At 67.5% G+C, this 25,278-nt stretch carries 21 protein-coding genes; 4 read left to right on the top strand and 17 right to left on the bottom strand.

Going from position 1 to position 25,278, the window contains the following annotated elements; genetic code table 11:
• Positions 1-5 precede the first annotated feature (5 nt).
• Entirely contained in the window at positions 6-1,277 is a 1,272-nt protein-coding gene (locus tag ABIC21_RS07285) for an MFS transporter (RefSeq protein ID WP_354349740.1), read from the bottom strand.
• A 171-nt stretch (positions 1,278-1,448) separates the two neighbouring features.
• On the opposite strand from ABIC21_RS07285, the gene ABIC21_RS07280 reads away from it, so the two are divergent.
• A complete protein-coding gene (locus ABIC21_RS07280) occupies positions 1,449-1,898 on the top strand; it encodes a MarR family winged helix-turn-helix transcriptional regulator (protein WP_307463632.1) in 450 nt (149 codons plus the stop codon).
• 69 nt (positions 1,899-1,967) lie between these two features.
• Here ABIC21_RS07280 and ABIC21_RS07275 read toward each other — a convergent pair whose 3' ends face one another.
• From ABIC21_RS07275 to ABIC21_RS07225, 11 genes are all read right to left on the bottom strand, one after another.
• On the bottom strand, positions 1,968-3,428 hold the full coding sequence (locus tag ABIC21_RS07275; protein WP_354349739.1) for a sugar porter family MFS transporter: 1,461 nt from the start codon (positions 3,426-3,428) through the stop codon (positions 1,968-1,970).
• A gap of 10 nt (positions 3,429-3,438) precedes the next feature.
• Positions 3,439-4,311, bottom strand: coding sequence for a sugar phosphate isomerase/epimerase family protein (locus ABIC21_RS07270; RefSeq protein WP_354349738.1), 873 nt, complete (start codon positions 4,309-4,311; stop codon positions 3,439-3,441).
• Between the two features lie 91 nt (positions 4,312-4,402).
• Positions 4,403-5,416, bottom strand: coding sequence for a Gfo/Idh/MocA family protein (locus ABIC21_RS07265; protein ID WP_354349737.1), 1,014 nt, complete (start codon positions 5,414-5,416; stop codon positions 4,403-4,405).
• Positions 5,417-5,443: 27 nt separating this feature from the next.
• On the bottom strand, positions 5,444-6,355 hold the full coding sequence (locus tag ABIC21_RS07260) for a sugar phosphate isomerase/epimerase family protein (protein WP_354349736.1): 912 nt from the start codon (positions 6,353-6,355) through the stop codon (positions 5,444-5,446).
• Positions 6,356-6,454: 99 nt separating this feature from the next.
• Positions 6,455-7,966 carry a CoA-acylating methylmalonate-semialdehyde dehydrogenase gene (locus ABIC21_RS07255; RefSeq protein WP_354349735.1) on the bottom strand — a complete coding sequence of 504 codons (1,512 nt, stop codon included), beginning with the start codon at positions 7,964-7,966 and terminating at the stop codon, positions 6,455-6,457.
• Positions 7,967-8,014: 48 nt separating this feature from the next.
• The gene (gene iolD, locus ABIC21_RS07250) at positions 8,015-9,943 is read right to left on the bottom strand and encodes a 3D-(3,5/4)-trihydroxycyclohexane-1,2-dione acylhydrolase (decyclizing) (RefSeq protein ID WP_354349734.1); all 1,929 of its coding nucleotides are present in this window, start codon (positions 9,941-9,943) and stop codon (positions 8,015-8,017) included.
• Between the two features lie 39 nt (positions 9,944-9,982).
• Positions 9,983-10,933 (bottom strand): Cgl0159 family (beta/alpha)8-fold protein, encoded by a 951-nt coding sequence (locus tag ABIC21_RS07245; RefSeq protein WP_354349733.1) that lies wholly within the window; start codon positions 10,931-10,933, stop codon positions 9,983-9,985.
• Entirely contained in the window at positions 10,930-11,931 is a 1,002-nt protein-coding gene (gene iolC, locus ABIC21_RS07240; protein WP_354349732.1) for a 5-dehydro-2-deoxygluconokinase, read from the bottom strand. The genes ABIC21_RS07245 and iolC overlap by 4 nt, the downstream gene beginning before the upstream one ends.
• Before the next feature lie 217 nt (positions 11,932-12,148).
• The gene (locus tag ABIC21_RS07235) at positions 12,149-12,553 is read right to left on the bottom strand and encodes a tautomerase family protein (protein WP_354349731.1); all 405 of its coding nucleotides are present in this window, start codon (positions 12,551-12,553) and stop codon (positions 12,149-12,151) included.
• A 171-nt stretch (positions 12,554-12,724) separates the two neighbouring features.
• On the bottom strand, positions 12,725-14,026 hold the full coding sequence (locus ABIC21_RS07230) for an alkaline phosphatase family protein (protein ID WP_354349730.1): 1,302 nt from the start codon (positions 14,024-14,026) through the stop codon (positions 12,725-12,727).
• On the bottom strand, positions 14,023-15,603 hold the full coding sequence (locus tag ABIC21_RS07225) for an alkaline phosphatase D family protein (RefSeq protein WP_354349905.1): 1,581 nt from the start codon (positions 15,601-15,603) through the stop codon (positions 14,023-14,025). Before ABIC21_RS07225 ends, ABIC21_RS07230 begins: the two co-directional genes overlap by 4 nt.
• Positions 15,604-15,869: 266 nt before the next feature.
• Between ABIC21_RS07225 and ABIC21_RS07220 the strand changes: the two genes are divergently transcribed.
• A complete protein-coding gene (locus ABIC21_RS07220) occupies positions 15,870-16,244 on the top strand; it encodes an ArsR/SmtB family transcription factor (RefSeq protein ID WP_354349729.1) in 375 nt (124 codons plus the stop codon).
• Positions 16,241-16,723, top strand: coding sequence for an SRPBCC family protein (locus ABIC21_RS07215; protein ID WP_354349728.1), 483 nt, complete (start codon positions 16,241-16,243; stop codon positions 16,721-16,723). The genes ABIC21_RS07220 and ABIC21_RS07215 overlap by 4 nt, the downstream gene beginning before the upstream one ends.
• Before the next feature lie 205 nt (positions 16,724-16,928).
• Here ABIC21_RS07215 and sucD read toward each other — a convergent pair whose 3' ends face one another.
• The 5 genes from sucD to ABIC21_RS07190 all read right to left on the bottom strand — a co-directional run bounded on the left by sucD (position 16,929) and on the right by ABIC21_RS07190 (position 24,417).
• Positions 16,929-17,831 carry a succinate--CoA ligase subunit alpha gene (gene sucD / locus ABIC21_RS07210; RefSeq protein WP_354349727.1) on the bottom strand — a complete coding sequence of 301 codons (903 nt, stop codon included), beginning with the start codon at positions 17,829-17,831 and terminating at the stop codon, positions 16,929-16,931.
• Between the two features lie 12 nt (positions 17,832-17,843).
• A complete protein-coding gene (sucC, locus tag ABIC21_RS07205; RefSeq protein WP_354349726.1) occupies positions 17,844-19,013 on the bottom strand; it encodes an ADP-forming succinate--CoA ligase subunit beta in 1,170 nt (389 codons plus the stop codon).
• A gap of 400 nt (positions 19,014-19,413) precedes the next feature.
• Positions 19,414-20,733: a glycosyltransferase gene (locus ABIC21_RS07200; RefSeq protein WP_354349725.1), complete on the bottom strand. Its 1,320-nt coding sequence runs from the start codon at positions 20,731-20,733 to the stop codon at positions 19,414-19,416.
• Between the two features lie 8 nt (positions 20,734-20,741).
• Positions 20,742-23,258, bottom strand: a complete 2,517-nt coding sequence (gene pcrA, locus ABIC21_RS07195; protein ID WP_502935972.1) for a DNA helicase PcrA — start codon at positions 23,256-23,258, stop codon at positions 20,742-20,744.
• 301 nt (positions 23,259-23,559) lie between these two features.
• Complete coding sequence (locus ABIC21_RS07190; RefSeq protein ID WP_354349723.1) at positions 23,560-24,417, bottom strand: inositol monophosphatase family protein; 858 nt, start codon at positions 24,415-24,417, stop codon at positions 23,560-23,562.
• A gap of 102 nt (positions 24,418-24,519) precedes the next feature.
• On the opposite strand from ABIC21_RS07190, the gene ABIC21_RS07185 reads away from it, so the two are divergent.
• Positions 24,520-25,173, top strand: coding sequence for a hypothetical protein (locus ABIC21_RS07185; protein ID WP_354349722.1), 654 nt, complete (start codon positions 24,520-24,522; stop codon positions 25,171-25,173).
• Positions 25,174-25,278 lie beyond the last annotated feature (105 nt).

Genomic DNA, 25,278 nt, shown 5'->3' with positions numbered 1-25,278 from the left:
GGGACCTAGGTTCGCTGGAGTTCCACACTCTCCTGTTCGCTCTCCGCGCCGACGCCGACACGGGATCCGAAGGCGCCGCCGTCGTGCCCGGCCTGCCCGCCGGTACGCCCGGCGTCGTGCCGCTTCGCAGCGGCCGCCGCGAACACCATGACCCCCAAGCCCAGCAACGTAATCCCGGCGCCGGCCCAGATGGGCGAGGTGTAGCCGAGGCCGGCAGTGATGGTCACGCCGCCCATCCACGCACCGAGCGCGTTGCCCACATTGAAGGCTCCAATGTTGGCGCCCGACGCCAGGGTGGGGGCGGTGGTGGCGTACTTCATGACGCGCATCTGCAGCCCGGGGACCGTGGCGAAGCCGAAGCCGCCCAGCAGCACCATGGAGGCGATGGTGATCGGCTGGTTGCCGGCGGTGAGGGCGAAGACCACGAGGACCACCACCAGCACGGCGAGCGCCACGAGCAGGGTGCGGTCCACGTTCCGGTCCGCCGCCTTACCGCCCACGGTATTGCCGATGAACAGGCCCACGCCGAAGAGGATGAGCAGCCACGGCACGGTGGAGGCGGAGAACCCGGTCACCTCGGTGAGCGTGAAAGCGATGTACGTGAAGGCGCCGAACATGCCGCCGTAGCCCAGGATGGTGACCAGGATGGACAACCAGACCTGGCCGGAGCGGAAGGCGCGCAGTTCCCCGCGGAGTCCGCCGCCGGCAGACCCATCGGCGTCCTGGCCCGAACCGGTGTTCGGAACGAGGGTGAGGATGCCGACCAGGGCGAGCACACCGATCCCCGTGATAGCCCAGAAGGTGGACCGCCAGCCGGCGGCCTGGCCCAGCATCGTGCCGAACGGAACGCCCAGGACGTTGGCCGCCGTCAGCCCGGTGAACATGATGGCGATCGCACCGGCTTTTTTGGTGGGGGCGACCATGCTGGCGGCGACCACCGCGCCGATGCCGAAGAAGGCGCCGTGCGCGAGTGCCGCGATGATGCGGCCGATCATCATCAGTAAGTAGTCGGGCGCGACGGCCGAGACCAGGTTGCCGGCGATGAACAGCACCATCAGCACGGCCAGCACCGGCTTGCGCTCAAAGCGTGTCACGGCGGCCGTCAGGAGCAGGGCCCCGACGACGACGGCGAGCGCGTAGCCGGAGATGAGCCAGCCCGCCGTCGCCTCGCTGACCTGGAAGTCTGCGGCCACTTCGGGCAGCAGGCCCATGATGACGAACTCGGTGAGTCCGATCCCGAACCCGCCGAGGGCGAGTGCTATCAGGCCGATTGGCATGGAGGAGCTCCTTCAAAAACTGTACGGAAAGAAAAGCGAAGCGTAAGCTATTAGTTGCAGACGCGTTATTTATTGTTGCACAAGCAACTATGCCGCGCAAGCAACTAATTTGTGGGCTGCCTGCGCTCCGGGGTTTTGGGGCGGGGCAGGCTGATCTGAAGGGAAGAACTGATGGGCATCAAGGACGACGCCGTCGAGGTCCGGGCGCAAGGCTGGCGGACCCTGGCGGCCCTGCACGGACTGATCGAGGCGGAGCTGGAGCGCTCGCTGCAGGCTGTGGCACAGCTGTCCGTCGTGGAGTACACGGTGCTGGACGCGCTGAGCCGGCAGGACGGCTGGCACATGCGGATGCAGCAACTGGCCCGGGCCACGGCGCTGAGCGCCAGCGCCACCACACGCCTGGTCAACCGGCTGGAGGACCGTGGACTGCTGACCCGGATCCTGTGCGCCGATGACCGCCGCGGGATCTACACCGAGCTCACCCCGAGTGGCATCAAGCTGCTGGAGGAGGCCCGGCCCAGCCATGACGCCACGCTGGAGCGTGCGCTGGCCGAGGCGCAGGAGGTGCCGGAACTGGCGCCCCTGGTCGCTGCACTGCCGACGCTGCACGCGCACGTCTAGCCACGCTGCAACACGCACAATGCCCTGCCCCGCGTCACATCGCGGGGACAGGGCTTTGTGCGTATACGGCTACGCGCTGACGGGCTGCTTGGCGGCCGCGTTCTTGAAGTAGTGCTCCAGGTCTTCCAGGCTCTTGTCCTTGGTTTCCGGGACCACGCGTTTCACCCAGACGATCGCCGCCAGCTGCATGGCCACGAAGATGAAGAACGTCATGGAAACGCCGATCCAGGCGACCATCTGCGGGAAGAAGAATCCGATCAGGAAGTTGATCATCCACAGCACGAACACGCAGATGCCCATGCCGATCCCGCGGACATGCATCGGGAAGATTTCTGACATCGTCAGCCAGGTCACGGTGCCGATGCAGGACTGCATAGAGGCCAGGAACGTCACCATAAACAGCAGCACCAGATAGCCGCGGAGTGTGCTTTCCGGGATCAGCATCGAGATCAGGCCAATGGCCAGCAACGATGACGACGTCCCGATCAGGCCGACGACCAGCATCGGCTTCCGGCGGACCCGTGTCATCAGGGACATGCCGACGACGACGGCGACCACGGAGGTGACGCCGTTGACCACGTTGGCAATCAGTGCGCCCTGGTCCCCGAAGCCTGAGCTGGAGAGGATCGAGGTGCCGTAGTACATGATGGCGTTGACGCCGCTGATCTGGTTGATGACCGCCATGCCCAGTCCCACCACAAAAATCCTGCGGATCCACGGCACAGTGAGGTCGCGGAAGGTTCCGAGCTTGGACTTGTAGTCCTCCCGGGCCGCCTGCCGCACCTCATCGAATTCCGTTGAGACATCGGCCGACGCGCGGGTCTTGCGCAGGACTTCGAGGACCTCGCCGAAGCGTCCGGCCGATGCCAGCCAGCGCGGGCTTTCGGGCAGGACCAGCATGCCGAACCACAGCACAACGGCCGGCAGTGTCGCGATGACCAGCATCCAGCGCCACACATGGGAGGCCTCGGGGAAGGCATTGCCCAGGACGGCGTTGAACGTGAAGGCCAGGAACTGCCCCGTGACGATCATGAGCTCGTTCTGCGTGACGATCCGCCCGCGTTGGGCAGCCGGTGACATTTCCGCGAGATACACGGGCACGATCACCGATGCCCCGCCGACGGCCAGGCCCAGGACGGTCCGGGCCAGCACCAGCAGTTCCGTCGTGGGGGCGAGGGAACACGCGACGGTGGCGACGGCGAAGATGAGTGCCAGGCCCATGATGGTGCGGCGGCGGCCGAAACGGTCCGACAGCCGGCCGGCGGTGATGGCGCCGAACGCCGCACCGAACAGCAGGGTCGACGTGACCAGGCCTTCGGTCAGCGGTGTCAGCCCGAGGTCGCGTTGCATGAACGGCAGGGCGCCGTTGATGACCCCGGTGTCATAGCCGAAGAGCAGGCCGCCGAAGGTCGAGAACAGCGCGACCCGCCGCATGAATTTCCTGGGGTTCGCGCCGGCACCGGCCGGGCCGGCGGGGCCTCCCGGGGACGGGGTCGAAGAGCTGGTGAGTGTGTTGTCCGTTTTCTGCATAGTGCGGCCGCTACCGTGCTTTTTCGATGTAGTTGTTCATCGTGTCCAGCTGGTAGCGGGAGACCTCGGCGGCGTTGTCGTCCTCGGCGAAGACGCTGGAGACCATCACTGTGTCCTCCCGGTCGAGGAAGCCAATCTCCTTGAGGCCGCCGAAGAACTCGTCCCAGTTGACGTCGCCTTCGCCGATTTTCAGGTGCTGGTGGACCCGGACCGGGTTTCCGGGCGGGTTGGTGATGTAGCGCAGCCCGTGCGAGGCGTGGTGGTCCATGGTGTCGGCGACGTGGACCAGGCGGAGCTTGTCCCCCGCGGCCCGCATGATCTCCAGCGGCGCGTTCTGCATGTGGAAACTGTGCGAGGCGACGTAGACCAGGCCGACGTTCTTGGAGTTCAGGCCGCGGATCACCCGGATCGCAGCCAGGCCCTCCTCGACGAAGTCGTCCGGGTGCGGGTCGATCAGCAGGTCGATGCCTTCGCGTTCGATGATCGGCAGCAGTTCCTCCATGGAGCGGTAGAACGCGCGCTCGGATTCCTCGGCCTTCTCCGGGCGTCCGCTGAATTCGGTGTTCATGGTGCTGACGCCCAGGTCCACGGCGATCTGGATGGCACGCTTCCAGTAACGGACGGCCGCTTCGCGGGCGTCCTCATCCGGGCCGGACCAGCGCAACACCGGCAGGACGGAGGCGATTTCGATCCCGGCGTCCTTGCAGGCCTTGGCCAGCAGGCCCACCAGCTCGTCGTCGGCCTTCGGGTGGTTGAAGAACGGGATGAAATCGGCGTGCGGGGTCATCTGCATGTACTTGTAGCCGAGGTCCGCCACCACCCGGGGAAACTCGAGCAGGCTGTGCGAGTGGTGGAAGGGCGTTGGATCAAGGGCGATTTTCACTTCGGAACACTCCATGGTGGATCGGTCAGGTTGTGCGGGACCGGCAGGAACGGGAAGGGGGCCGCGGCCCCCTTCCCGTTCTTCGCGGCGGCTAGCGGTAGAGGTCAGGCTTGGCGTTCAGCTTCACGGCGACCTTTTCGCCGTTCTTCTGCGCCTCGACGCCGGCCTCGCAGCAGGCCGCGGTGGCGTATCCGTCCCAGGCCGTCGGGCCGCCGATCTCACCGCGCAGGGCGGCGTCCACCCACGACTGGATTTCGACGTCGTACGCGGCGCCGAAGCGTTCCTCGAAGCCGGGGGTGACCTCGCCGCCCCAGCGGCCGTTGCTGCGGGTGTACGGGCCCTTGTCCCCGCCGATGCTCACAATTCCGTCCTCGAAGGAGGCCTGCGTGGCCACCTCGTAGCCGAACTTGGCGTTGACGTAGATTTCGACGTCGGCCAGGACGCCGGATTCGGTCTCGACCAGCACGTGCTGCGGGTCGTGCTGGCCGGCCGGGGCGTTCCGGGTGGCCTTGCCGAGGCGGACCTGGACGGAGGTGATTTCCTCGCCGGTGAAGTAGCGGATCGCGTCGAATTCGTGGACCACGGAGTCGTTGATCAGCATCTCGTTGGTGAAGCCCGCCGGGGTCGTCGGGTTGCGGTGCTGGTGGTGCAGCATCAGCAGCTCTCCGAGCTCGGAGTCGCGGATGATCTTGCCGAGGGCGGCGTATTCGGCGTCGAAACGGCGCATGAACCCGACCTGGATGCGCTGGTGGCCCAGCTGTTCCTCGGCCTGGACGATCTTCCAGGCGGACGCCGCGTCCGGGGTGAGCGGCTTTTCGCAGAGGATCGGGATGTCCTTGGCGATCGCCTTGAGCAGGATGTCCTCGTGCAGGAAGCCGGGGGTGGCGATCAGCACGGCGTTGACGTCGCCGTTGTTGAGGGCCTCGTCGGCGTCGGCCAGGGCGACGGCGCCCGGGATGCCTTCGATCGCGGCCTGCGCACGGGCGAGGTCGACGTCGACGACGGCGGCAACTTCCGCGCCGCGGATGCGGGTGTTGAGCCGCTGGATGTGGTCTGCGCCCATACGGCCGGCGCCGATGACAGCAACGCGGAGGGTCTTGGTCATGGTCTTGTCCTCAGTTCTGGTTGACGTCTAGTTGACAGCGGTGCGGGAGCCGCAGGAAAGCAGGTAGTTCCGGGTGCGCTTGGCGATCGGCATCGGGACATCGAAGGCCACGGGGTACATGTCCTGCTCCACGATGCCAAAGATCGGCCGGTTCAGCGCCTCGACGGCCTCGATGACGGCGCGCAGGTCCGGCAGCCCGTTCGGCGGTTCGGTCATGACGCCGGCCAGGTTGGCGGCGGCCCAGGTCATGTTCTCCGCGTTGACCTTCCTGAGGATGTCCGGGTTGATCTGCTTGAGGTGCAAATAGCCGATCCGGTCCGGGTAGTTCTTGATCAGTTCCAGGCTGGAGGCCCCGCAGTACTCTGCGTGCCCGGTGTCCAGGCACAGGTTGAGGTACTGGCCGTCCGTGGCGGCGAGCAGGGTCTCGATGTCCTCCTGCGCACCGACGTGGGAGTCGGCGTGGGAGTGGAACTGCTGCTTCAGGCCGAAGTCCTCCAACAGGGTCTTGCCGAGGCGGTTGTGCCCGGCGAAGAGGTCGGCCCAGGCCTTTTCGGTCAGCTCGCCGCTTTCCACCGCCTCGCCGGTGACGTCGTCGCGCCACATCGCGGGGATGACCACGATGTGCTCCCCGCCCATCGCGGCGGTGAGTTCGGCGACCTTGCGGGCCGGCTCCCACGCGGATTCCCACTGGTCGAGGCCGCGGTGGAAGGCGGTGAACACGGTGCCGGCCGAGATCTGCAGGTCGCGGGCCTTGAGCTCCTCGGCGAGCCGGGCGGGGTCGGTGGGGAGGTAGCCGTAGGGGCCGAGTTCAATCCACTTGTAGCCGGATTCGGCGACCTCGTCGAGGAAGCGTTCCCACGGGGTCTGCTTGGGGTCATCCGGAAACCAGACACCCCAGGAGTCCGGCGCGGTGCCGATGATCAGCTTGTTCTCAGTCATTGCCATTTCCTTCTCATCGACTGCTCCGCAAGTGCCGTTATGGACGCTCAAAACGGCGGTTGTGGAGCAGTCGATTGTGGGTAGTTGGGTCGCTAGTCGCTAGTTGGACGGGAAGTTGTAGGAGGCGCCGGAGGCGTGGGTGGGTTCGGGCCAGCGTGAGGTGACCACCTTGCCGCGGGTGTAGAAGGACACACCCTCCGGACCGTACATGTGCTTGTCGCCGAAGAGCGAGGCCTTCCAGCCGCCGAAGGAGTGGTACGCCACCGGGACGGGCAGCGGCACGTTGATGCCGATCATGCCCACGGTGACGGAGCGCTGGAACTTGCGGGCGTTGGCGCCGGAGGAGGTGAAGATGGCGGTGCCGTTGCCGTAGGGGTTGGCGTTGATCAGCGCGATGCCGGCGTCCAGGTCCTCGACGCGGACGACGACGAGGACGGGTCCGAAGATTTCCTCGCTGTAGGCGGTCATTTCGGTCTTGACGTGGTCCAGGACGGTGGGGCCGACCCAGAACCCGTCCTCGTGGCCGGGGACGACGAGGACGCGGCCGTCCACCACCATCGCGGCTCCGGCGGACTCCGCTTCGGTGACGATCCGGACGATCCGGTCCTTGGACGCAGGGGTGATGACCGGGCCCATTTCGGCGTCGGGCACGGTGCCGTTGTTGACCTTGACGGCGAGGGCGCGTTCCTCGACCTTCTTGACCAGCAGGTCGGCGGCCTCGCCGACGGCGACCGCGACCGAGATGGCCATGCAGCGTTCACCGGCGGAGCCGAAGGCGGCGGCGGCGAGGTGGTCGGCGGCGTTGTCGAGGTCGGCGTCGGGCATGATGATGGCGTGGTTCTTCGCCCCGCCCAGGGCCTGGACGCGCTTGCCGTGCTTGGTGGCGGTCTCGTGGACGTACTGGGCGATCGGTGTGGAGCCGACGAAGGAGATACCGTCCACGTCCGGGTGCGTCAGGAGGCCGTCGACGGTTTCCTTGTCCCCGTGCAGGACCTGGAAGACGCCGTCGGGCAGGCCCGCGTCCTTCCACAGCTTGGCCAGCAGCATCGAGGCGGAGGGGTCCCGTTCGGAGGGCTTGAGGATGAAGGCGTTGCCGGTGGCGATCGCCATCGGCGCCATCCACAGCGGCACCATGACCGGGAAGTTGAACGGGGTGATGCCGGCGACGACGCCGAGCGGCTCGCGGAAGGAGAAGACGTCAATGCCGGTGGAGACCTGGTCCGAGTAGTCGCCCTTGAGCAGCTGCGGGATGCCGCAGGCGAATTCGATGACCTCCAGGCCGCGGCCGATTTCGCCCTTGGCGTCGGAGAGGACCTTGCCGTGCTCGGCGGTGATCAGTTCGGCGAGTTCGTCGATGTGGGCCGCGACGAGTTCGCGGAACTTGAACAGCACACCGGTGCGCTTGGCGAGGGAGATGTCGCCCCAGCTGTCGGCGGCGGCGCGGGCGGCGGCGACGGTGGCGTCCAGGTCCGCCCGGTTGGCCAGCCGCAGCTCTGCGGTGACGGCGCCGGTGGCGGGGTTGTAGACGGGCTGGGTGCGGCTGCCTTCGCCGGCCGACTCGACGCCGTTGATGAAGTGGTGGATGGTTTTGGTGGCGGTGACGGTGGTCATGGGAATGTCCTTGGGGGTTGGAATCTGGGATGGCTCAGGGTGCCGGGATCAGCCGAGCAGCTTGCGTTGGCGGCTCTTGTGGTCGACGTAGGTCTGGAAGGCCTGTTTCGTGGAGTCGAGCTCGGAGACCTGGGAGACCGGGACGTCCCACCAGGATTCGGAGCTGGGGGCGTCCAGCAGCGGGTCCGATTCGACGTGGATGACGATCGGGCCGCCGCGTTCGGGCGCCGCCTTGGCGTCGCGGACGGCCTGCTCGAGTTCGGCGATGACTTTCTCCCCCGGTTCGATCCGGATCACCTTCACGCCGAGGCTTTCGGCGTTCAGGGCCAGGTCCACGGGAAGCCGCTCGCCGTCGTCGAAGCTGTGGTGCTCCTCGTCCAGGGCGCGGTACTGGGTGCCGAAGCGCTGCGAGCCGAGCGATTCGGAGAGCGAGCCGATCGAGGCGTAGCCGTGGTTCTGGATCAGGACCACGATCAGCTTGATCCGTTCGGCGACGGCGGTGACCAGCTCGGTGTGCATCATCAGGTAGGAACCGTCCCCCACCATCACGACGACGTCGCGCTGCGCCCCGCCCTTCGCGGCTTCGGCCAGCGCCGCGCGCTTGACGCCGAGGCCGCCGGGGATCTCGTAGCCCATGCAGGAGTAGGCGTATTCGACGTGGTACCCGAACGGGTCCCGGACGCGCCACATCTTGTGCAGGTCTCCCGGGAGGGACCCGGCGGCGCAGATCACTACGTCCTGCGCGTCCATCGCGCGGCTCGTGGCGCCGATGATCTCGTTCTGCGCCGGCAGCGGGGTGAACCGGGTGCCGAAGGCCTCGTCCACGGTGGCGTCCCAGCGGGTCTTTTCGGCCGCGATCCGCTGTTCCAGGTCGGCGCCGATCCGGTAGCCGCCGAGGGCCTGGTTCAGTTTGATCAGGGCCTTGCGGGCGTCGGCGACGATCGGCAGGGAGGTGCCGTGCTTGTACGCGTCGATCGCGGCGACGTTGATGTTGATGAACTTCACGTCCGGGTTCTGGAACGCGGTCCGGGACGCGGTGGTGAAGTCCTCGTAGCGGGTGCCGATCCCGATGATCAGGTCCGCTTCGGCGGCGATGGCGTTGGCCGCCGTCGTGCCGGTGGAGCCGATCCCGCCGAGGGAGAACTTGTGGTCCCAGGGCAGGACGCCGACGCCGGCCTGGGTGTTGCCGACCGGGATGCCGGTCAGCTCGACGAACTTCGCGAGCTCCTCGTTGGCGTAGGCGTACAGGACGCCGCCGCCGGCGATGATGAGCGGGCGCTTGGCGGCGCGGATCGCGTCGGCGGCGCGGCGGATGTCCTCATCGTCGGCGTCGGGGCGGCGGATCCGCCATTCGCGCTCGGCGAGGAACTCCTCGGGCACGTCGAAGGCCTCGGCCTGGACGTCCTGGGGCAGGGAGATGGTCACGGCGCCCGTCTCGGCCGGGTCCGTCAGCACCCGGAGTCCGTGGTGGAACGCGGAGAACAGCTGCTCGGGCCGGGACACGCGGTCGAAGAACTTCGACAGCGGCCGGAAGGCGTCGTTGACCGTGATGTCGTAGGCGTAGGGCTGCTCGAGCTGCTGCAGGACGGGGTCCGCGGCGCGGGTGGCGAAGGTGTCGCTCGGCAGCAGGAGCACGGGCAGCCGGTTGGTGGTAGCCAGGGCAGCGCCGGTGAGCAGGTTCGAGGAACCCGGGCCGATCGAGGTGCTGATCGCGAAGGTCTGGCGGCGGCGGGTGTGGCGGGCGTAGCCGACGGCCTGATGCGCCTGGGCCTGCTCGTTCCGGCCCTGGTAGTAGGGCATGATCGTGGGATCGAGCTGCTGGTACTGCTTGAGGGCCTGGCCGACGCCGGCGACATTGCCGTGGCCGAAGATGCCGAAGGTGCCCGGGATCAGCCGTTCCCGGAAGTCCTGGCCGCCAATCGAATCGACGGTGTACTGCTGGGACAGGTATTCGACGACGGCCTGGGCGACGGTCATTCTGCGTGTTCCTGCGGCAGTTCTGGTTCCCATGGGACGTTACTCCGATACTTCTGCGGGGCGGGTGGATGCGGTGTGGTGCAGCAGCGAGGCGGCGGTTGCCACGGCGCCGGCCACGTCGCCGTCGTGCGGGTAGAGCAGGGTCCGGCCGACGGTGAGGCCCTGGACGCCCGGCAGCGCGAGGGCTGCTTCCCAGCTCGCAAAGACGTCGCCCTGGCTGCTGTCGGGATCGCCGCCGAGGAGCACCGTGGGCATGGTGGTGGACGCCATGACGCGGTCCATCCCGGCCACCACGGGCAGTTTCATCCAGGTGTAGGCGCTGGTGGAGCCGAGGCCTTCGGCGATGGCGACGGACTTGATCACGGCGTTGGTAGAGAGGTCGTTGCGGACCTTGCCGTTCTCGCGGACGGAGAGGAACGGCTCCACCATTGCGATGAGCTTGCGCTCGGCGAGGGAATCGATCGCCTTGGCGGTGGCTTCCAGGGTGGCGACGGTGTCCGGGTCGCCGAGGCAGATGCGCGTGAGCATCTTGCCGCCGTCGGCGCCCAGCGCCTCGAGGGCGGCAGCGGTGTGGCCGGTGAAGCGGTCATCGAATTCGTTGACCAGGCCGGAGAGCCCGCCGCGGTTCATCGAGCCGAACAGCAGCTTGCCTTCGAGCGCGCCGAGCAGGAGCAGGTCGTCCATGATGTCCGGGGAGGCCAGCACGCCGTCGACGTCGGGGTTGGCCAGGGCGATCTGGAGCCGGTCCAGCAGCTGCCGGCGGTCTGCCATCGCCACGGGGTCACTGCCGACGGCGAGGGCGCCGCGGGCCGGGTGGTCGGCTGCGACGATGAAGTTCTGTTTGCCGGCCTTGACGCCCGGGTGGTGGCGGCGGGCCTTCGCGGCGCGGGCGATCGCGGCGGGATCCTCGAGCCGGATGATGCTCAGGTGCTCGTAGCGGCGGGGATCATCGTCCACCGCGAGGGTGGCGGAAGCGGGGGTGACACTCACAGCGTTGCTCCTTCGGTAGCGTAGGCGCCCGGCACGAGGCGGCCGCGTTCGGCGAGCAGGCCGGTGACTTCGTCCGGCGTCGGCATCGCGTCGGCGCAGGACAGCCGGGAGGCGACGAGTGCGCCGGCGGCGTTGGCGAAGTCGAGGACCTGGGCGAGCGGCCAGCCGGAGAGCAGCCCGTGGCAGAACGCTCCGCCGAAGGAGTCGCCGGCGCCCAGCCCGTTGACGGTTTCCACCGGCACCGGGGCGGAGACGACGCGCTCGGTGCGGGTCTTCGCCATCACGCCTTCCGGGCCGAGCTTGACGACGGCGATCTCGACGCCGGCCGCGAGCAGCCGGTCCGCCTGCTCATCCGGTGTGCCTTCGCCGACGGCGACGGCGCATTCCTTGTCGTTGCCAATGGCCACGGTGACGTGCGGGAGGATCTTCGCGACCTGCTCCCGGGCTTCGGCTTCGGAGGCCCAGAACATCGGCCGGTAGTCGAGGTCAAGGATGGTGAACTGGCCGGGCTTCAGCCCGGTGCGGGGCCGCGCCTGGTGGGCCGCGAGGTGGGCGGTGCGGCTGGGCTCCTGGCAGAGGCCGGTGACGGTGGACCAGAAGATCCCGGCGTCCCTGATGGCGTCCAGGTCCAGTTCCTCGGCCTTGATCTGCAGGTCCGGGGCGGTGGGGAAGCGTCCGTAGAAGTAGAGCGGGAAGTCCTCGGGCGGCTTGATTGCGCAGAACGTGACGGCGGTGGGCCATTCCTTGACCGCGGTGACGAAGGAATCGTCGACGTTGAACTTGCGCAGTTCGCGGTGCAGGTAGGTGCCGAAGGCGTCGTCGCCGGTGCGGGTGATAACAGCGGTGCGGCGGCCGTGGCGGGCGGCGGCGACGGCTACGTTGGACGGTGATCCGCCAAGGTACTTTCCGAAGGACGTGACGTCCTCCAGATCCACCCCGATGTCGTTCGGGTAGATATCAACGCTGATGCGCCCGATCGTGAGCAGTTCGTGGGTCACGGTGATCGCGGACCTTTCTGGTGTGAACTCGGTACCTTTTGCGCAGCCTTAGCTTCGGTGCTTAGGAAGCCGGCGTGAGCCGGGCCACATCCACTACTCTGCCCTAGAATCTATGTACTGTCAAAGGTTTGTACTGACATATTTACAACATGACACGGAGGGCCGGAATAGCCCCGCGGCGCGGCCGTTTTGGCGGCCGGCCGCGCCTCCCTGCGGGCTACCGGCTGGGCACGCCCAGCTCTCCGGTGACGTACTGCGCCCGCCCGAAACCGAACGACCAGTCCCCCGCAGTGTTCTCCACGTAGCCAATGAAGACGTCCTCACCGGCGACCCCGACGGCGGCCAGCCTGCCCGCAATGGCGGCAAACAGTGACTGCTTGGCCTCCTGGCTGCGCCCGGCCTGCGTGAAGATCTGGATCATCACGACGTCCGGCGTCCTCTCGAAGCCGAGGCCGGCATCCTGGGCCAGGATCTGCCCCGCGGGATGTTCGGTCAGGACATGGAAGTAGTCCCGCTCCGGAATGCCGTATTCGGCCACGATGGCGTCATGGATTCCCCGACTGAGCGCCTGGAGCTGCTCCGGGGTCCGGCCCTGGTTGACGTCGATTCGCACGAGTGGCACTCGAAACTCCTTCGTTGTTTGTCCTGACATACTAACAAATGGTGAACGGTCGATGCAAGGCTTTCCCCCGTTCAACAGCAACGCGGGGTCACGCCGCGACCATCCCGGGGCATGGGATGGGCGCGGAGTGACCCCGCGTTGTCTGAACGGGAGCAGGTGAGGCAGGCCGGGCTACCCGGTGAAGGCGGACCTCCGGGCCGTGCCGTCGTAGCCGCCGGCAGGGGGCTTCAGCCCGTAAATCCCGCCGACGGTCGGCGCGACGTCGGCGGTACGGGCGGCTTCGGAGGACACCGATCCCTTCACCACCAGCGGGCTGCCGCCGGAGATGAAGAACGGAATCGGCTCCGTGGCGGGGTGCCCGTGGTTGCCGGGGATCGGGTTGGACGCCACGTACGGGTCGGAGAAGCGCCAGCCCGCGCGGCAGTAGGCCACCAGGTCTCCGGCCTCTTCGCCCAGCCGGAGGTCTGCCGGCCTGTTGACCGAAAGCACGCCCTCATGTGCGCTGACCAGTTGTTCGACGGCGGCCAGTCCGGCGGCGCGGTCCGCTTCGGGGCCGGTCCAGTAGAGCAGGTCCGCCCCGCCGTTCTGAGCAATCGTGACGTGAGACTGCAGCTCCGGACGGGACTGGAGGATGAGGTCGATCGAAATGACGTTGCTGGGGATGGACCAGTCCATGGAATGGTCGGCGAGCACCATCACCACGCTGGAGTCCCATTTTCCGGTGTTCTTGAGATGGTCGATGAAACGGCCCACCTGCAGGTCTGTGCCCGCCAGTGCGGTCTCACGTGCTGCCCGCAATGTGGTGCCGGAAACGTCCGAGTGGCCCACGCGGTCGATGTCGCCCAGGTTGGTGAAGACAAAGTCCGGGTCCGGGCCGCTCACCATGGCCAACAGGGCGTCCATGGTGGCGGCGTCGGGCGCGTGGCCGGTCACCGGCAGCAGCGGCTGGGGCTCCCACCGGTAGCTGGCGCGGGCACCGAAGATGCCGTAGAGATACTTCTTGCTGAGCACCGATCCGGTGGTGAGGCCGTGTTCCTGCAGCCGCTCCAGGAGGACCGGGAAGTGCAGGTCCGTGGACCGGTCGAGGTCGCGGACCACACCCTCCGCCCGGTCGAAGACGGAGTTGGCCGGCACGCCCGACCGGTCCGGGCGCACCCCCGTCATCATCATGACGTGGTTGGGAATGGTCTCCATCACCGGCAGCGAGCGAGCCGCGGGGAAATTGGTGCCGGCATCGCGCAGCGCGGCCAGCCTCGGCGTCAGCGCGGGCGTAATCTCATCCGGCCGGCAGCCGTCCACCACCAGCACGTAGCTTCGCGTTCGTCCGGCGGCGGGGGCAGCCCAGGCGGTGCCCTGCGCTGCCGAAAGGACGACGGCGGCCCCGCCGGCAGCTGCGATTTGCAGAAACTGCCGGCGCCCCGGCGTCGAACGCCTGTTGCCCGCGGGCGTGCCCTGCTGTGGAGAACGGCTCACTGGAGTCCTCCCTGCGTTTGCGCGACCTTGCCGGTGTTGGCTTGAACATTGAATGATGTGGACAGTGTGGCGCCGGAGCCGGCGGAGGTGCGTTCGGCGAGGACGTACCAGTCCATCCGGACGCCTGCGGCGGTCACGTCCAGGACAGAGTAGCCGTGCGAGTCAAAGTCCAGGTATTTCACGTGCGGGTTGGCCGCCCTGATGGCGTTCTCCACGGCGATGGATCCGGTCCGGGGCGGAACGTTCAGGATGTCGTCGAGGTTGTCGCTCGTGACGGAGGTGCAGACGAGTTCGGCTGCCACGGAATCGCCGGTGGCCGGGTAGGTGGCCGGATCCGCGGGGATGTCGCAGGCCCAGCCGGAGTGGATGTCGCCGGTGAGGAACACGGTGTCCTTGACGGCGTTATCCCGCAGGTGTCGGACCACGCGGTTGCGGTCCACCTCGTAGCCGTCCCACTGGTCCACGTTGTAGGGCACGCCGTTGATGGTTGTCCCGCCCATCAGTTTTTGCACGCCGGCCAGCTCTGCAGTGCTGAGGGTCGAGGGAACGCGGACGGGCGCGATCATGACGGGGTTGCCCACGAGCTTCCACTGCGGGCCCGCGGACGTGAGGTTGCCCAGCAGCCAGTCCATCTGTGCGGCGCCCGTGATGGTGCGGGCGGGGCTGCTGATCGAGGGATCGGCGCCGTTGGCGGCCTGCTGGTCACGGTAGGAGCGCAGGTCCAGCATGGACAGGCTGGCCAGGGAGCCGAAGTCCAGGCGGCGGTAGAGCTGGCCGCCAGGCTCGTAGCGCACGGGCATCCATTCTGCGTAGGCCTGGTGCGCGGCGGCGAAGCGTTCATTCCAGGCGCCTTCGACGCCTGGGGTGTGGTTTTCGGCGCCGCCCTGCCAGGCGTCGTTGGCCGATTCGTGGTCGTCCCAGGTCACGATGAACGGGGCCGCAGCGTGCAGCGACTGAAGGTCGGGGTCCGTTTTGTACTGGGCGTGGCGGCGGCGGTAGTGCCCGAGCTGGGTCATCTCGAAGGCCGGATCGTGGGGACGGACCACCACGTCGCGGGCCTGGTAGTCGCCGGGCGCGTATTCGTAGAGGTAGTCGCCCAGGTGGAGGACGGCGTCGAGGTCGCCCCGTGCGGCCAGGTGGCGGTAGGAGGAGAAGTATCCCGCCTGCCAGTTCGCGCAGGACACCACACCGAATTTAAGCCGGTCCACCACCGCCCCTGCGGCCGGTGCGGTCCGGGTGCGGCCCACGGGTGAGATCTCCTGCCCGAGGGTGAATCTGTACCAGTAGCTCGTGGCGGGCAGCAGGCGGTCCGCCACGACCTTGACGGTGTGGTCGCGGGCCGGGCCGGTGGAGGCGGTACCGCGGGCCACGACTTTCGTGAACGCAGCATCGGCGGAAATTTCCCATCGGACGGAAACGTCCGGGCCGGCACCGCTGCCGGGTAGTGATTCCGGGGTGGGCGTGACGCGGGTCCATAGCAGCACGCTCCCCGGCATGGGATCTCCTGAGGCGATCCCGTGGCCAAAAAGGCCGGTTTGGGAGGCTGAAAACGCGCCTGCGGGAGTGCCTGCAGCCATTGCTCCGGCCACGGCGGCGACTCCTGCTGAACGCAGTACTTGACGACGAGTAAAGGTAGTCATGCCTTCCAGTATCCGGATGATTCCGCAACAAACCGGCGGTTCCGCCCGCAGTTAACCGCACGTTCGCCAAGAGTTATCGGTGCCGCAGTGCCCATTTCCGCCGTCGGAGCGCTACACCTCTTGCCCTCCTGCGGGTCTCGTTCTACTCTTAAACAACCACATGGTTGATCAATCATTAGATTGATTACAAGCCAGGATGGGAGGTGGGGTACCCGGTGCACGAACGCGACGACGAGCAGCTCGACTCGGCCTTCCTGGCCCTCGCCGACCCGGTCCGCCGCCGCATCATCGCCCGGCTCAGCCGGGGTCCGGCCACCGTGAATGATTTGGCGGAACCTTTCGCGATCACCAAGCAGGCGGTCTCGAAACACATCCAGGTCCTCGAGCAGGCGCAGCTGGTCACGCGCACCCGTGACGCCCAGCGCCGGCCCGTCCACCTGAATCCCGCACGGCTGGAGGCGCTCACCGCATGGATCGACCAGTACCGGCTGGTCCGCGAGGAGCAGTTCCGTAGCCTTGACGCCGTGCTCCAATCAAACGCCGCGGCACGCGGCACACAGGCAAAGGATTCATCATGACCAACGCCCTGAAACTCAGTGTCCCGGAGGGACTGCCCTTCATCGATTGCGAGCGGGAGTTCGATTTTCCCGTCGCCGACGTGTTCCGGGCCCACAAGGAGCCCGCACTCGTCGCCCAGTGGCTCGGTCCGCGGCGGCTGACGATGGACATCGACCACTACGATTTCCGGACCGGCGGCAGCTACCGCTACACGCACACGGGACCGGACGGCGACGTCTACGGCTTCAACGGCGTCTTCCACACGGTCCGGGAAAACGACTTCGCCATCCAGACCTTCGAGTTCGACGGCTACCCGGACGTCGTCAGCATCGAGTTCCTGACCTTCGAGGATCTGGGCGGCGGCCGCACCCGGCTGAAGGCCCACGGGGTGTATCCCAGCATGGAGGCGCGCGACGGCATGGCCCAGTCCGGTATGGAAGGCGGGCTGACCGAAGGCTACGAGCGGCTCGACGAGCTCCTCGCCGGCGCCAAAGTCTGAGGCGCGGCGCCGGTAGGCCGGCCCAGCAGTCTCAACAGGCCCAGCACGACGGCGGCAGGCCGCCTCCCGGGCGAATGCCGGGGATGGCGACCTGCCGCCGTCGTGCTTAAACAACCAACGCGGAGTCACTTCCGGCCCATCCCAGTGACTGGGACGGGCCGTAGGTGACCCCGCGTTGTGTCTTGGTGCTGGTGGTGCTTCGGCCCTAGAGGGCTGCGAAGACCTCGCGCAGGAGCTTGGCGGTCTCGGACGGCGTCTTGCCGACCTTGACGCCGGCAGCCTCGAGGGCTTCCTTCTTGGCCTGGGCGGTGCCCGCGGAGCCTGAGACGATGGCGCCTGCGTGGCCCATGGTCTTGCCTTCCGGGGCGGTGAAGCCGGCCACGTAGCCAACAACCGGCTTCGTGACGTGGGCCTTGATGTAGTCGGCGGCACGCTCTTCGGCGTCGCCGCCGATTTCGCCGATCATCACGATCGCCTTGGTCTCCGGGTCAGCTTCGAATGCTTCGAGAGCATCGATGTGGGTGGTGCCGATGACCGGGTCGCCGCCGATGCCGATGGCGGTGGAGAAGCCCAGGTCGCGCAGTTCGTACATCATCTGGTAGGTCAGGGTGCCCGACTTGGAGACGAGGCCGATGGGGCCCTTGCCCGTGATGTTTGCCGGGGTGATGCCCACGAGGGCCTCGCCGGGGGTGATGATGCCGGGGCAGTTCGGTCCGATGATGCGCGTGACCTGCTTGCCGTTGGCGTCGACCTTGGACTGGGCCAGTGCCCAGAACTCGGCAGAGTCCTGGACCGGCACGCCTTCGGTGATGACGACGACCAGGCCGATGCCGGCCTCGATGGCCTCAACGACGGCGTCCTTGGTGAAGGCCGGGGGGACGAAGACGATGGAGACGTCAGCGCCGGTCTCGGCCATGGCTTCCTTGACGGTGCCGAAGACGGTGATCTCAGTGTCGCCGTGCAGGACCGTGCTGCCGGCCTTGCGGGCGTTGACGCCGCCGACAACGTTGGTGCCGGCCTTGAGCATCAGGGCGGTGTGCTTGGTGCCTTCGCCGCCGGTGATGCCCTGGACGATGACCTTGGAGTCCTTGTTCAGATAAATAGACATAGTCGAGTCCCTCTACTTCGCTGCGTTGGCGAGCTCGGCAGCCTTGTCGGCGCCCTCGTCCATGGTGGCGGCCAGGGTAACCAGCGGGTGGTTGGCCTCGGCCAGGATGCGGCGGCCTTCCTCAACGTTGTTGCCGTCGAGGCGGACTACCAGCGGCTTGTTCGCGGAGTGGCCCAGCTCGGCCAGTGCACCGACGATGCCCTTGGCGACGGCGTCACAGGCGGTGATGCCGCCGAAGACGTTGACGAAGACGGACTTGACCTGCGGGTCGCCCAGGATGACGTCGAGGCCTGCTGCCATGACCTCGGCGGAAGCTCCACCGCCGATGTCCAGGAAGTTGGCGGGCTTGACGTTGCCGTGGTTCTCGCCGGCGTACGCAACGACGTCGAGGGTCGACATGACCAGGCCGGCACCGTTGCCGATGATGCCCACGGAGCCGTCCAGCTTGACGTAGTTGAGGTCCTGCGCCTTGGCCTTGGCCTCGAGCGGGTCAGCAGCGTCCTTGTCTTCAAGGTGCGCGTGCTTGGGGTGGCGGAAGTCGGCGTTCTCGTCGAGGGAGACCTTGCCGTCGAGGGCAACGATCTCACCGGCGCCGGTGAGGACCAGCGGGTTGACCTCCACGAGGGTGGCGTCTTCCTTCTTGAAAACGTCCCAGAGCTTCAGGATGACGCCGGCGACTTTGCCGCGCAGTTCCTCGGCGAAGCCTGCAGCGGCGACGATTTCGTCGGCCTTGGCCTGGTCGATGCCGACGGCCGGGTCGATGGCGATCTTGGCCAGGGCTTCGGGGCGCTCAACGGCGAGCTGCTCGATTTCCATGCCGCCTTCTACCGAGCACATGGCCAGGTAGTTGCGGTTGGCCCGGTCCAGAAGAACGGAGAAGTAGTATTCCTCGGCGATGTCCGCACCCTGGGCGATCATCACGCGGTGGACGGTGTGGCCCTTGATGTCCATGCCGAGGATGTTGGTGGAGTGTTCAAACGCCTCGTCAGCGGTCTTGGCGACCTTGACGCCGCCGGCTTTGCCGCGGCCTCCGGCCTTGACCTGCGCCTTTACGACAGTTACGCCGCCGATTTTCTCGGCAGCTGCCTTTGCTTCTTCAGGGGTGTGCGCCACGATGCCAGCAAGCACGGGTACACCGTGCGCCTCGAACATATCGCGCGCCTGGTATTCAAACAGGTCCACGGTTTAGTGTCCTTCTACGTCGAAGTAGTTTCTGTACAGCCGGACCCCACGTTATCGCGGTTACCGGGCTGCGGAATAAACGCACCCTGCGGCTGGCTTGGAAACGAGCCACAAGGCGCAATGCTCCTCTTTCGAACTCTAGCCCTTCCTTGGGAGGGGCCCGTCCCAGAGTACCCCTTATGTGAGTAAGGACACTATTCTATTGAGCGTAGAAAAACCGCTAGATTACGGGGTTTTTGGAGTGGTTGAGGGCCCCTGGGCGGCTGTTTTGCCTGCGCCGGAGATCAGTTCGTAACGCTGGCGTGACATGCAGAGCGCGACGCCGGCGGAGTCGGGACGCGGGGCCTTACGGCTGCCGCATCAGCAGCCCCCCGAGGCGGGGTGCTTCCGTGTGCCTGTCTCAGCCCGCGACGGCGGCTTTGATGACCTCGACGGCGGCGCCGACGCTGTCTTCCGCCTCGAACTGCCCGCGCATCGCCTGCGCCCGTTCCCGCCAGGCCGGGTCGCCCAGCATGGTCTCGACGGCGGCGCGGACCGCGGCGGCGCTGGGTGTTTCGGTCTTCAGGTTCACCCCGACGCCGGCGTAGGCCACCCGGGCGTTGACGTCGCTCTTGCCCTCGTTGAGGCCCGCCGTGACGAGGGGAACGCCGTGGGACAGGCTCAGCAGCACCCCGCCGAATCCGCCGTTGGTGACAAAAACGTCCGTGAAGGGGAAGACCCGGGCGAAGTCGACGTAGTCCTCGACGACGACGTTGGGCTGCGGATACCGCCGCCGCAGGTCTTCGGTGTTCGCACCGCCGGTCGCCACGACGATGAGGGAGTCCGTGTCCTTCAGCGCCTCGATGGTGGGGATCATCAGCTTGGCCGGGTCCCTGTTGTCCACGGTCCCCTGGGTGACGACGACGGTACGGCGGTAGGTGCCGGGCGCGGCCGTCGGCTGCCGGGTGTCCGCGGCCGGGTCGGCGGCGGCAGTGGTCGGGTCGGTGGCGGCTCCGGGCCGGTGCGGCAGCAGCGCGCCGACGTAGTGGACTTTCGGGTTGATGTTCCGCCGCGGGAAGTCCAGGGACGCGGTGCCCGTCTGGATGATCGCGTGCGACCACCGGTAGGTCTCGTCGGTGATCGGGGTCCCCTTGGGGGTCACGAGACCGTAGCCCTGGAGTTGCCGCGCGTAGCTGGTCCGCGCCGGCTTGGTGACGAGCTGGTCCGAGACCAGCCGTGCGCCGGCATGGAGGATTTTGTGGGCCGGGGTCCGCGCCGGGGAGAAGCCGAAGAACAAGGGCGGCACCAGCGGATCGCTTTCCATGTTGCCGATGGCGACGAAGCTGACCACCGGTTTGCCCAGCACCACGGCGACGAGCCGCTGGACAAACATGCTGCTGTCCATCACGACGGCGTCGAACGGGAACCGCTGGTGCACGTCCCTGATGTCTTCGAAGAAGTTGGTGACGTTGCTGGCGAAGATCCGTTCGCCGTCGAACCGGATGGCCATCGGTCCCTTGAGCTTGGCCCGCTGCGGGTAGAGCTCATTGAGGTTGTCCCCGGTGTGCTCGATCGCGCGGTCGAACGGGTAGTGCGGGATGCCCAGCTCGTCCAGCCTGCCGGCGAGCGTGCGGCCCGTGTACCAGCCGACGTCGTGGCCCTCGTCCTTCAAGCGCACGCCGATGCCGGTCATGGGATTGAAGTGTCCGGCGATGGCCTGGCTGGCCAGCAAAACTTTCATGCCTGAGTCTAGGCGTCGAGCTTCGTCAGCGGGGCATAGCGGAGCAGAAGCCTCTTTTCGCCGATGCTGAATTTCACCTTCGCGACGGTTTTGTCCCCCGCGCCCTCGACGGCCAGCACGGTGCCGTTGCCGAAGCTCGTGTGGTTGACCTTGTCGCCGACGCTGACGGCGACGATCTCCTTCTGCGGCTGCACGCGGTTCTTGGCGATGGCGGCGGGAACGTCGGCGTTGAAGCCGGCGGTCGGGCTGGCCTCGGCCCCGCGGGCGGTGCCGGCGCCCCAGAACGATCCGCCGTACCGGCTGGAGCCGATGGCGGCGCCGCTGCCCCAGCCGCCGGCCTGGCGGGTGGATCCTTCGCGCTTCCACTCCACCAGTTCGGCGGGGATTTCCTCGATGAACTGGCTCGCGGGGTTGTACTGGCTCTGGCCCCACATGCTGCGCACCTCGGAGCGGGTCAGGTACAGGCGTTTCCGGGCGCGGGTCAGGCCCACGTACGCCAGCCGTCGTTCCTCGGCCAGTTCCTTGGGGTCGGTGGCGGAGCGCTGGTGCGGGAACAGCCCGTGCTCCATGCCGGTCAGGAACACCACCGGGAACTCGAGCCCCTTGGCCGTGTGCAAAGTCATGAGGGTGACGACGCCGAGCCGCTTGGCTTCCGCGACGGCGGCGGCCAACTGGTCGGGGCTGCCCGCGGGGGCGTCCGGGATCTGGTCGGCGTCGGCGACGAGGGAGACCCCTTCCAGGAAGGCGCCGAGCGAACCCTCGGGGTTGTCCCGCTCGTATTCCCGCACGACGGCGACGAGTTCTGCGAGGTTCTCCACGCGGGATTCGTCCTGCGGGTCGGTGCTGGCACGCAGGGTTGCGAGGTAGCCGGTCTGTTCAAGGACGGCCTCCAGGGCGGCGGACGCGCCGGAGCCGGAGGCCACCTCGGCGAGGTCGTCGAGCAGTTTCACAAAACCCTGGACCGCGTTGACGGAGCGGGTAGCCATGCCGGGGGCCTCGTCGGCGCGGCGGGCCGCGGCCATAAACGAGATCCGGTCCCGCTGCGCGAGGGAGGCCACGGCACCCTCGGCCCGGTCACCGATGCCGCGTTTAGGCTCGTTCAGGATGCGGCGCAGGTTGACGTCATCGTCCGGGTTGACCAGGACCCGCAGGTAGGCGAGCGCGTCCTTGATTTCCTTGCGCTCGTAGAACCGGGTGCCGCCGACCACCTTGTACGGCAGTCCGACGCGGACCAGGACGTCCTCGATCGAGCGGGACTGGGCGTTGGTGCGGTAGAAGATCGCGACGTCGCCGGGACGCAGGTCGCCTTCGTCCTGGAGGCGGTCGATTTCCTTGGCGATGAACTGCGCTTCGTCGTGCTCGTTCTCGCCGACGTAGCCGACGATCTTCTCGCCGTCGCCTTCCGCGGTCCACAGCCGTTTCTCCGGCCGGTTGGGGTTGCGGGAGATGACCGAGTTGGCGGCGCTGAGGATGGTCTGGGTGGAGCGGTAGTTCTGCTCGAGCTTGATGGTGCGGGCGTCCGGGTAGTCCTTCTCGAACTCCACGATGTTCCGGATGTCAGCGCCGCGGAAGGCGTAGATGGACTGGTCCGAGTCGCCGACGACGGTCAGCTCGGCCGCTCCGGGGCCTTCGCCGACGATCTCGCGCACCAGCGCGTACTGGGCGTGGTTGGTGTCCTGGTATTCGTCGACGAGGACGTGCCGGAAGCGGCGCCGGTAGGACTCGGCGAGCGCGGGGAAGGCGCGGAACATGTAGACCGTCTCGGCGATCAGGTCATCGAAGTCCATGGCGTTGGCCTGGCGCAGACGCTGCGTGTAGCCCTTGAAGACCTCCGCGACGGCCTGCTCGAAGGGGTCGTTGTGGTTGGCGCTGGAAGAGTAGCTGTCCGCGTCGATCAGTTCGTTCTTGAGCGCGGAGATTTTGTGCTGGATGGCCTTGGGAGCGAAGCGCTTCGGGTCGAGGTCCAGGGTCTTGGCCACGAGTGTGATGAGGCGCAGCGAGTCGGCGGAGTCGTAGATGGAAAAGTTGGAGTTCAGGCCGACGTTCTTGGCTTCGCGGCGCAGGATCCGGACGCAGGAGGAGTGGAAGGTGGAGACCCACATGGTCTTGGCCCGGGGGCCAACGAGGGCCTCGACGCGCTCCCGCATTTCGGCGGCAGCCTTGTTCGTGAAGGTGATGGCCAGGATCTCGCCGTGGTGGGCGCGCCGCGTGGCGATCAGGTAGCCGATCCGGTTGCTCAGCACCCGGGTCTTGCCCGAGCCGGCTCCGGCGACGATCAGCAGGGCACTGCCGGCGTGCTTGACGGCCTCTTCCTGCTGCGGGTTCAGGCCCTCCAGGAGGTCAGCCGCGCCCGGGAGCCGGTGGTGGTCCGCGTCCCCTGCCGGGCCGTCCCCGTGGGCGCCGTGGTGCCCGGCATTTCCCGCGGAATGCAGGGTCGCGGTCCCCGTTCCTGCGGGCGTTTTCGTGCTCGCCGCCGTCTTCGAGGCAGCTTGGAAGGGTCCGTCGGCGTAGGGGTCAAACAACATATCCATGGTGTTAACAAGTCTAGGCGGTGCCACTGACACCGGCGTCCGCCCCCGCGGGACATGCCCTCCCCTGCCCGCAGCCACTGGACATATTGCCCACATGCCCACGCCCCGCGGCCAACCATGAGCATGTCCCTCGGGCCCTCACTGCGCCCCCCGCGGGACATGCCCTCCCCTGCCCGCAGCCACTGGACACAATGCCCACATGCCCACGCCCCGCGGCCACCAATGAGCATGTCCCTTGGCGGGCCAGGCGAAGATTGGGCATGTCCCGTGGGGACGGGGTGTTGTGCGCCCGGACCTACCCCGCGGAGCCGGATTCCAGGGCGGCACGGAGCTGCCGGACCGCCGTCGTACCTCCGGCGACGAACCAGTCCAGTCCGTTGACCCGGACGACGTCGGCGGCGCCGCCCGCCGCAAGGACGATCGCCTTGCCCGGCAGCCAGTCCCATTCCGGGCAGCTGTGCTGGAACCAGCAGCCCAGTCCGCCGTCGGCGACCCGGCTGAGGTCGCAGGAGCCGGAGCCGAACATGCGCAGCGCGGCGGCGGAGGTCGCGGCGGCGTGCCAGGGCATGGCGCACATCGGGTCGGCGAGCCAGGTGGGGTGGATGTAGGTCGCGGCGCCAAGTTCGGACAGCGGGGTGTGTGAGCGGCCTCCGCCCGGGCTGCCGTCCGGCCCGAAGGTGGTGAGCCGTTCGCCGTTGAGCGTGGCGGCGCGGTCTGTTCCGCCGAGCCAGAGCTTGTCCTCCTCCGGCTGGAAGATCGCGCCGAGCAGAACCCCTGATGAGTCCTTGAGGGCAATGGCGGAGCACCAGTAGGTGGAGCCGTGCAGGAAGTTGTAGGTCCCGTCGACGGGGTCGATCACCCAGGTCCTTCCGCTGGTGCCCGCCACGGACGCGCCCTCTTCGCCGAGGATGCCGTCGTCGGGCCGGCAGCGCTGGAGCTGTTCGAGCACGTAGGCCTCGGCCGCGTGGTCCGCGGCGGTGACGACGTCGGAAACGGACGTCTTTTGCCGGCCTTCCAGCCCGGCCTGCCGCATGAGCAGCGCCAGGGTCCCGGCCTCGCGCACGAGGGCCTCGGCGAGCTGGTAGTCGTCCAGTGCGGGGTTGAGTTCAGCGGTGCTGTGCCGGCCGAGCCGGTGCTTTCCTAGTTCGGTCACGCGCCCCAGCCTATCGGCGCGTACCGGCAGTGAACAGGCGGCAGTCCGGCCCCGCACCGGCCCGCGCCCGGCCTTCCGGTCGGGACGGGCGATAATGGTGCCATGGCCAAGACACCCGCACAGCGAATGAAGAAGCACGGCGCCAACGCAGTCGTCCCCCAGCACCAGCTGCCGTCGGTGATCAACCCCAGCACCAGCCGGACCCCGCAGAAGGCGCAGAGCAACAGCAGCCTGATCCTGATCGCCGGTGTCGTGGCCAGCCTGTTCCTGTTCTGGTACCTCCATCTGCTCACCCTGAACCAGCTCACGCAGCTCAGTGCCGGCATCGCCATGCCGGACTCCCTGGTCGGAGGCTTCGACCAAGGCTTCGTGGAGCAGCTGCGGTTCGCGATGGACGAGGCAGCCCTCGGGCAGCTCAACTACATTCACAAGACGGCCGGCACCCTCTTCCCGCTGATCTTCGGCTTCACCTGGCTGCTGCTGATCGGCACGAACGTAGCGCGCAAGGGGCTCCGCTGGGCGTTGTGGGCCGTGCCGCTGCTGTTCGCGGCCGTCCGGCTGTGGGGCAACGCGGCCATCGATTCGATGATGTCCGCAGACACCGTCGACGCCGGCCAGGTTGCCCTGGCCTCGGGCCTCACCGTCGCAGGCTGGGTGCTGCTGGTGCTGAGCCTGGTGGTTGGCGTCGCCGCAGTGTTCCTGGGCCGCAAGCGCGCCCCGGCCGCGGCTCCCACCGCGGGACATGCCCAGTCCTAGGCGCAGCCACCAGGCATAATCCCGCTATGTCCATCCGCCGCGGAACCCGGAGGTCATGCTCAACAGCACCCACCGCGGGACATGCCCAGTCCTAGGCGCAGCCAC

Source organism: Pseudarthrobacter sp. PvP090, from assembly GCF_040547365.1.
GTDB lineage: Bacteria > Actinomycetota > Actinomycetes > Actinomycetales > Micrococcaceae > Arthrobacter.
The sequence above is the reverse complement of the archived record's forward strand: the minus strand, read 5'-3'. Positions and strand labels throughout refer to the sequence as shown.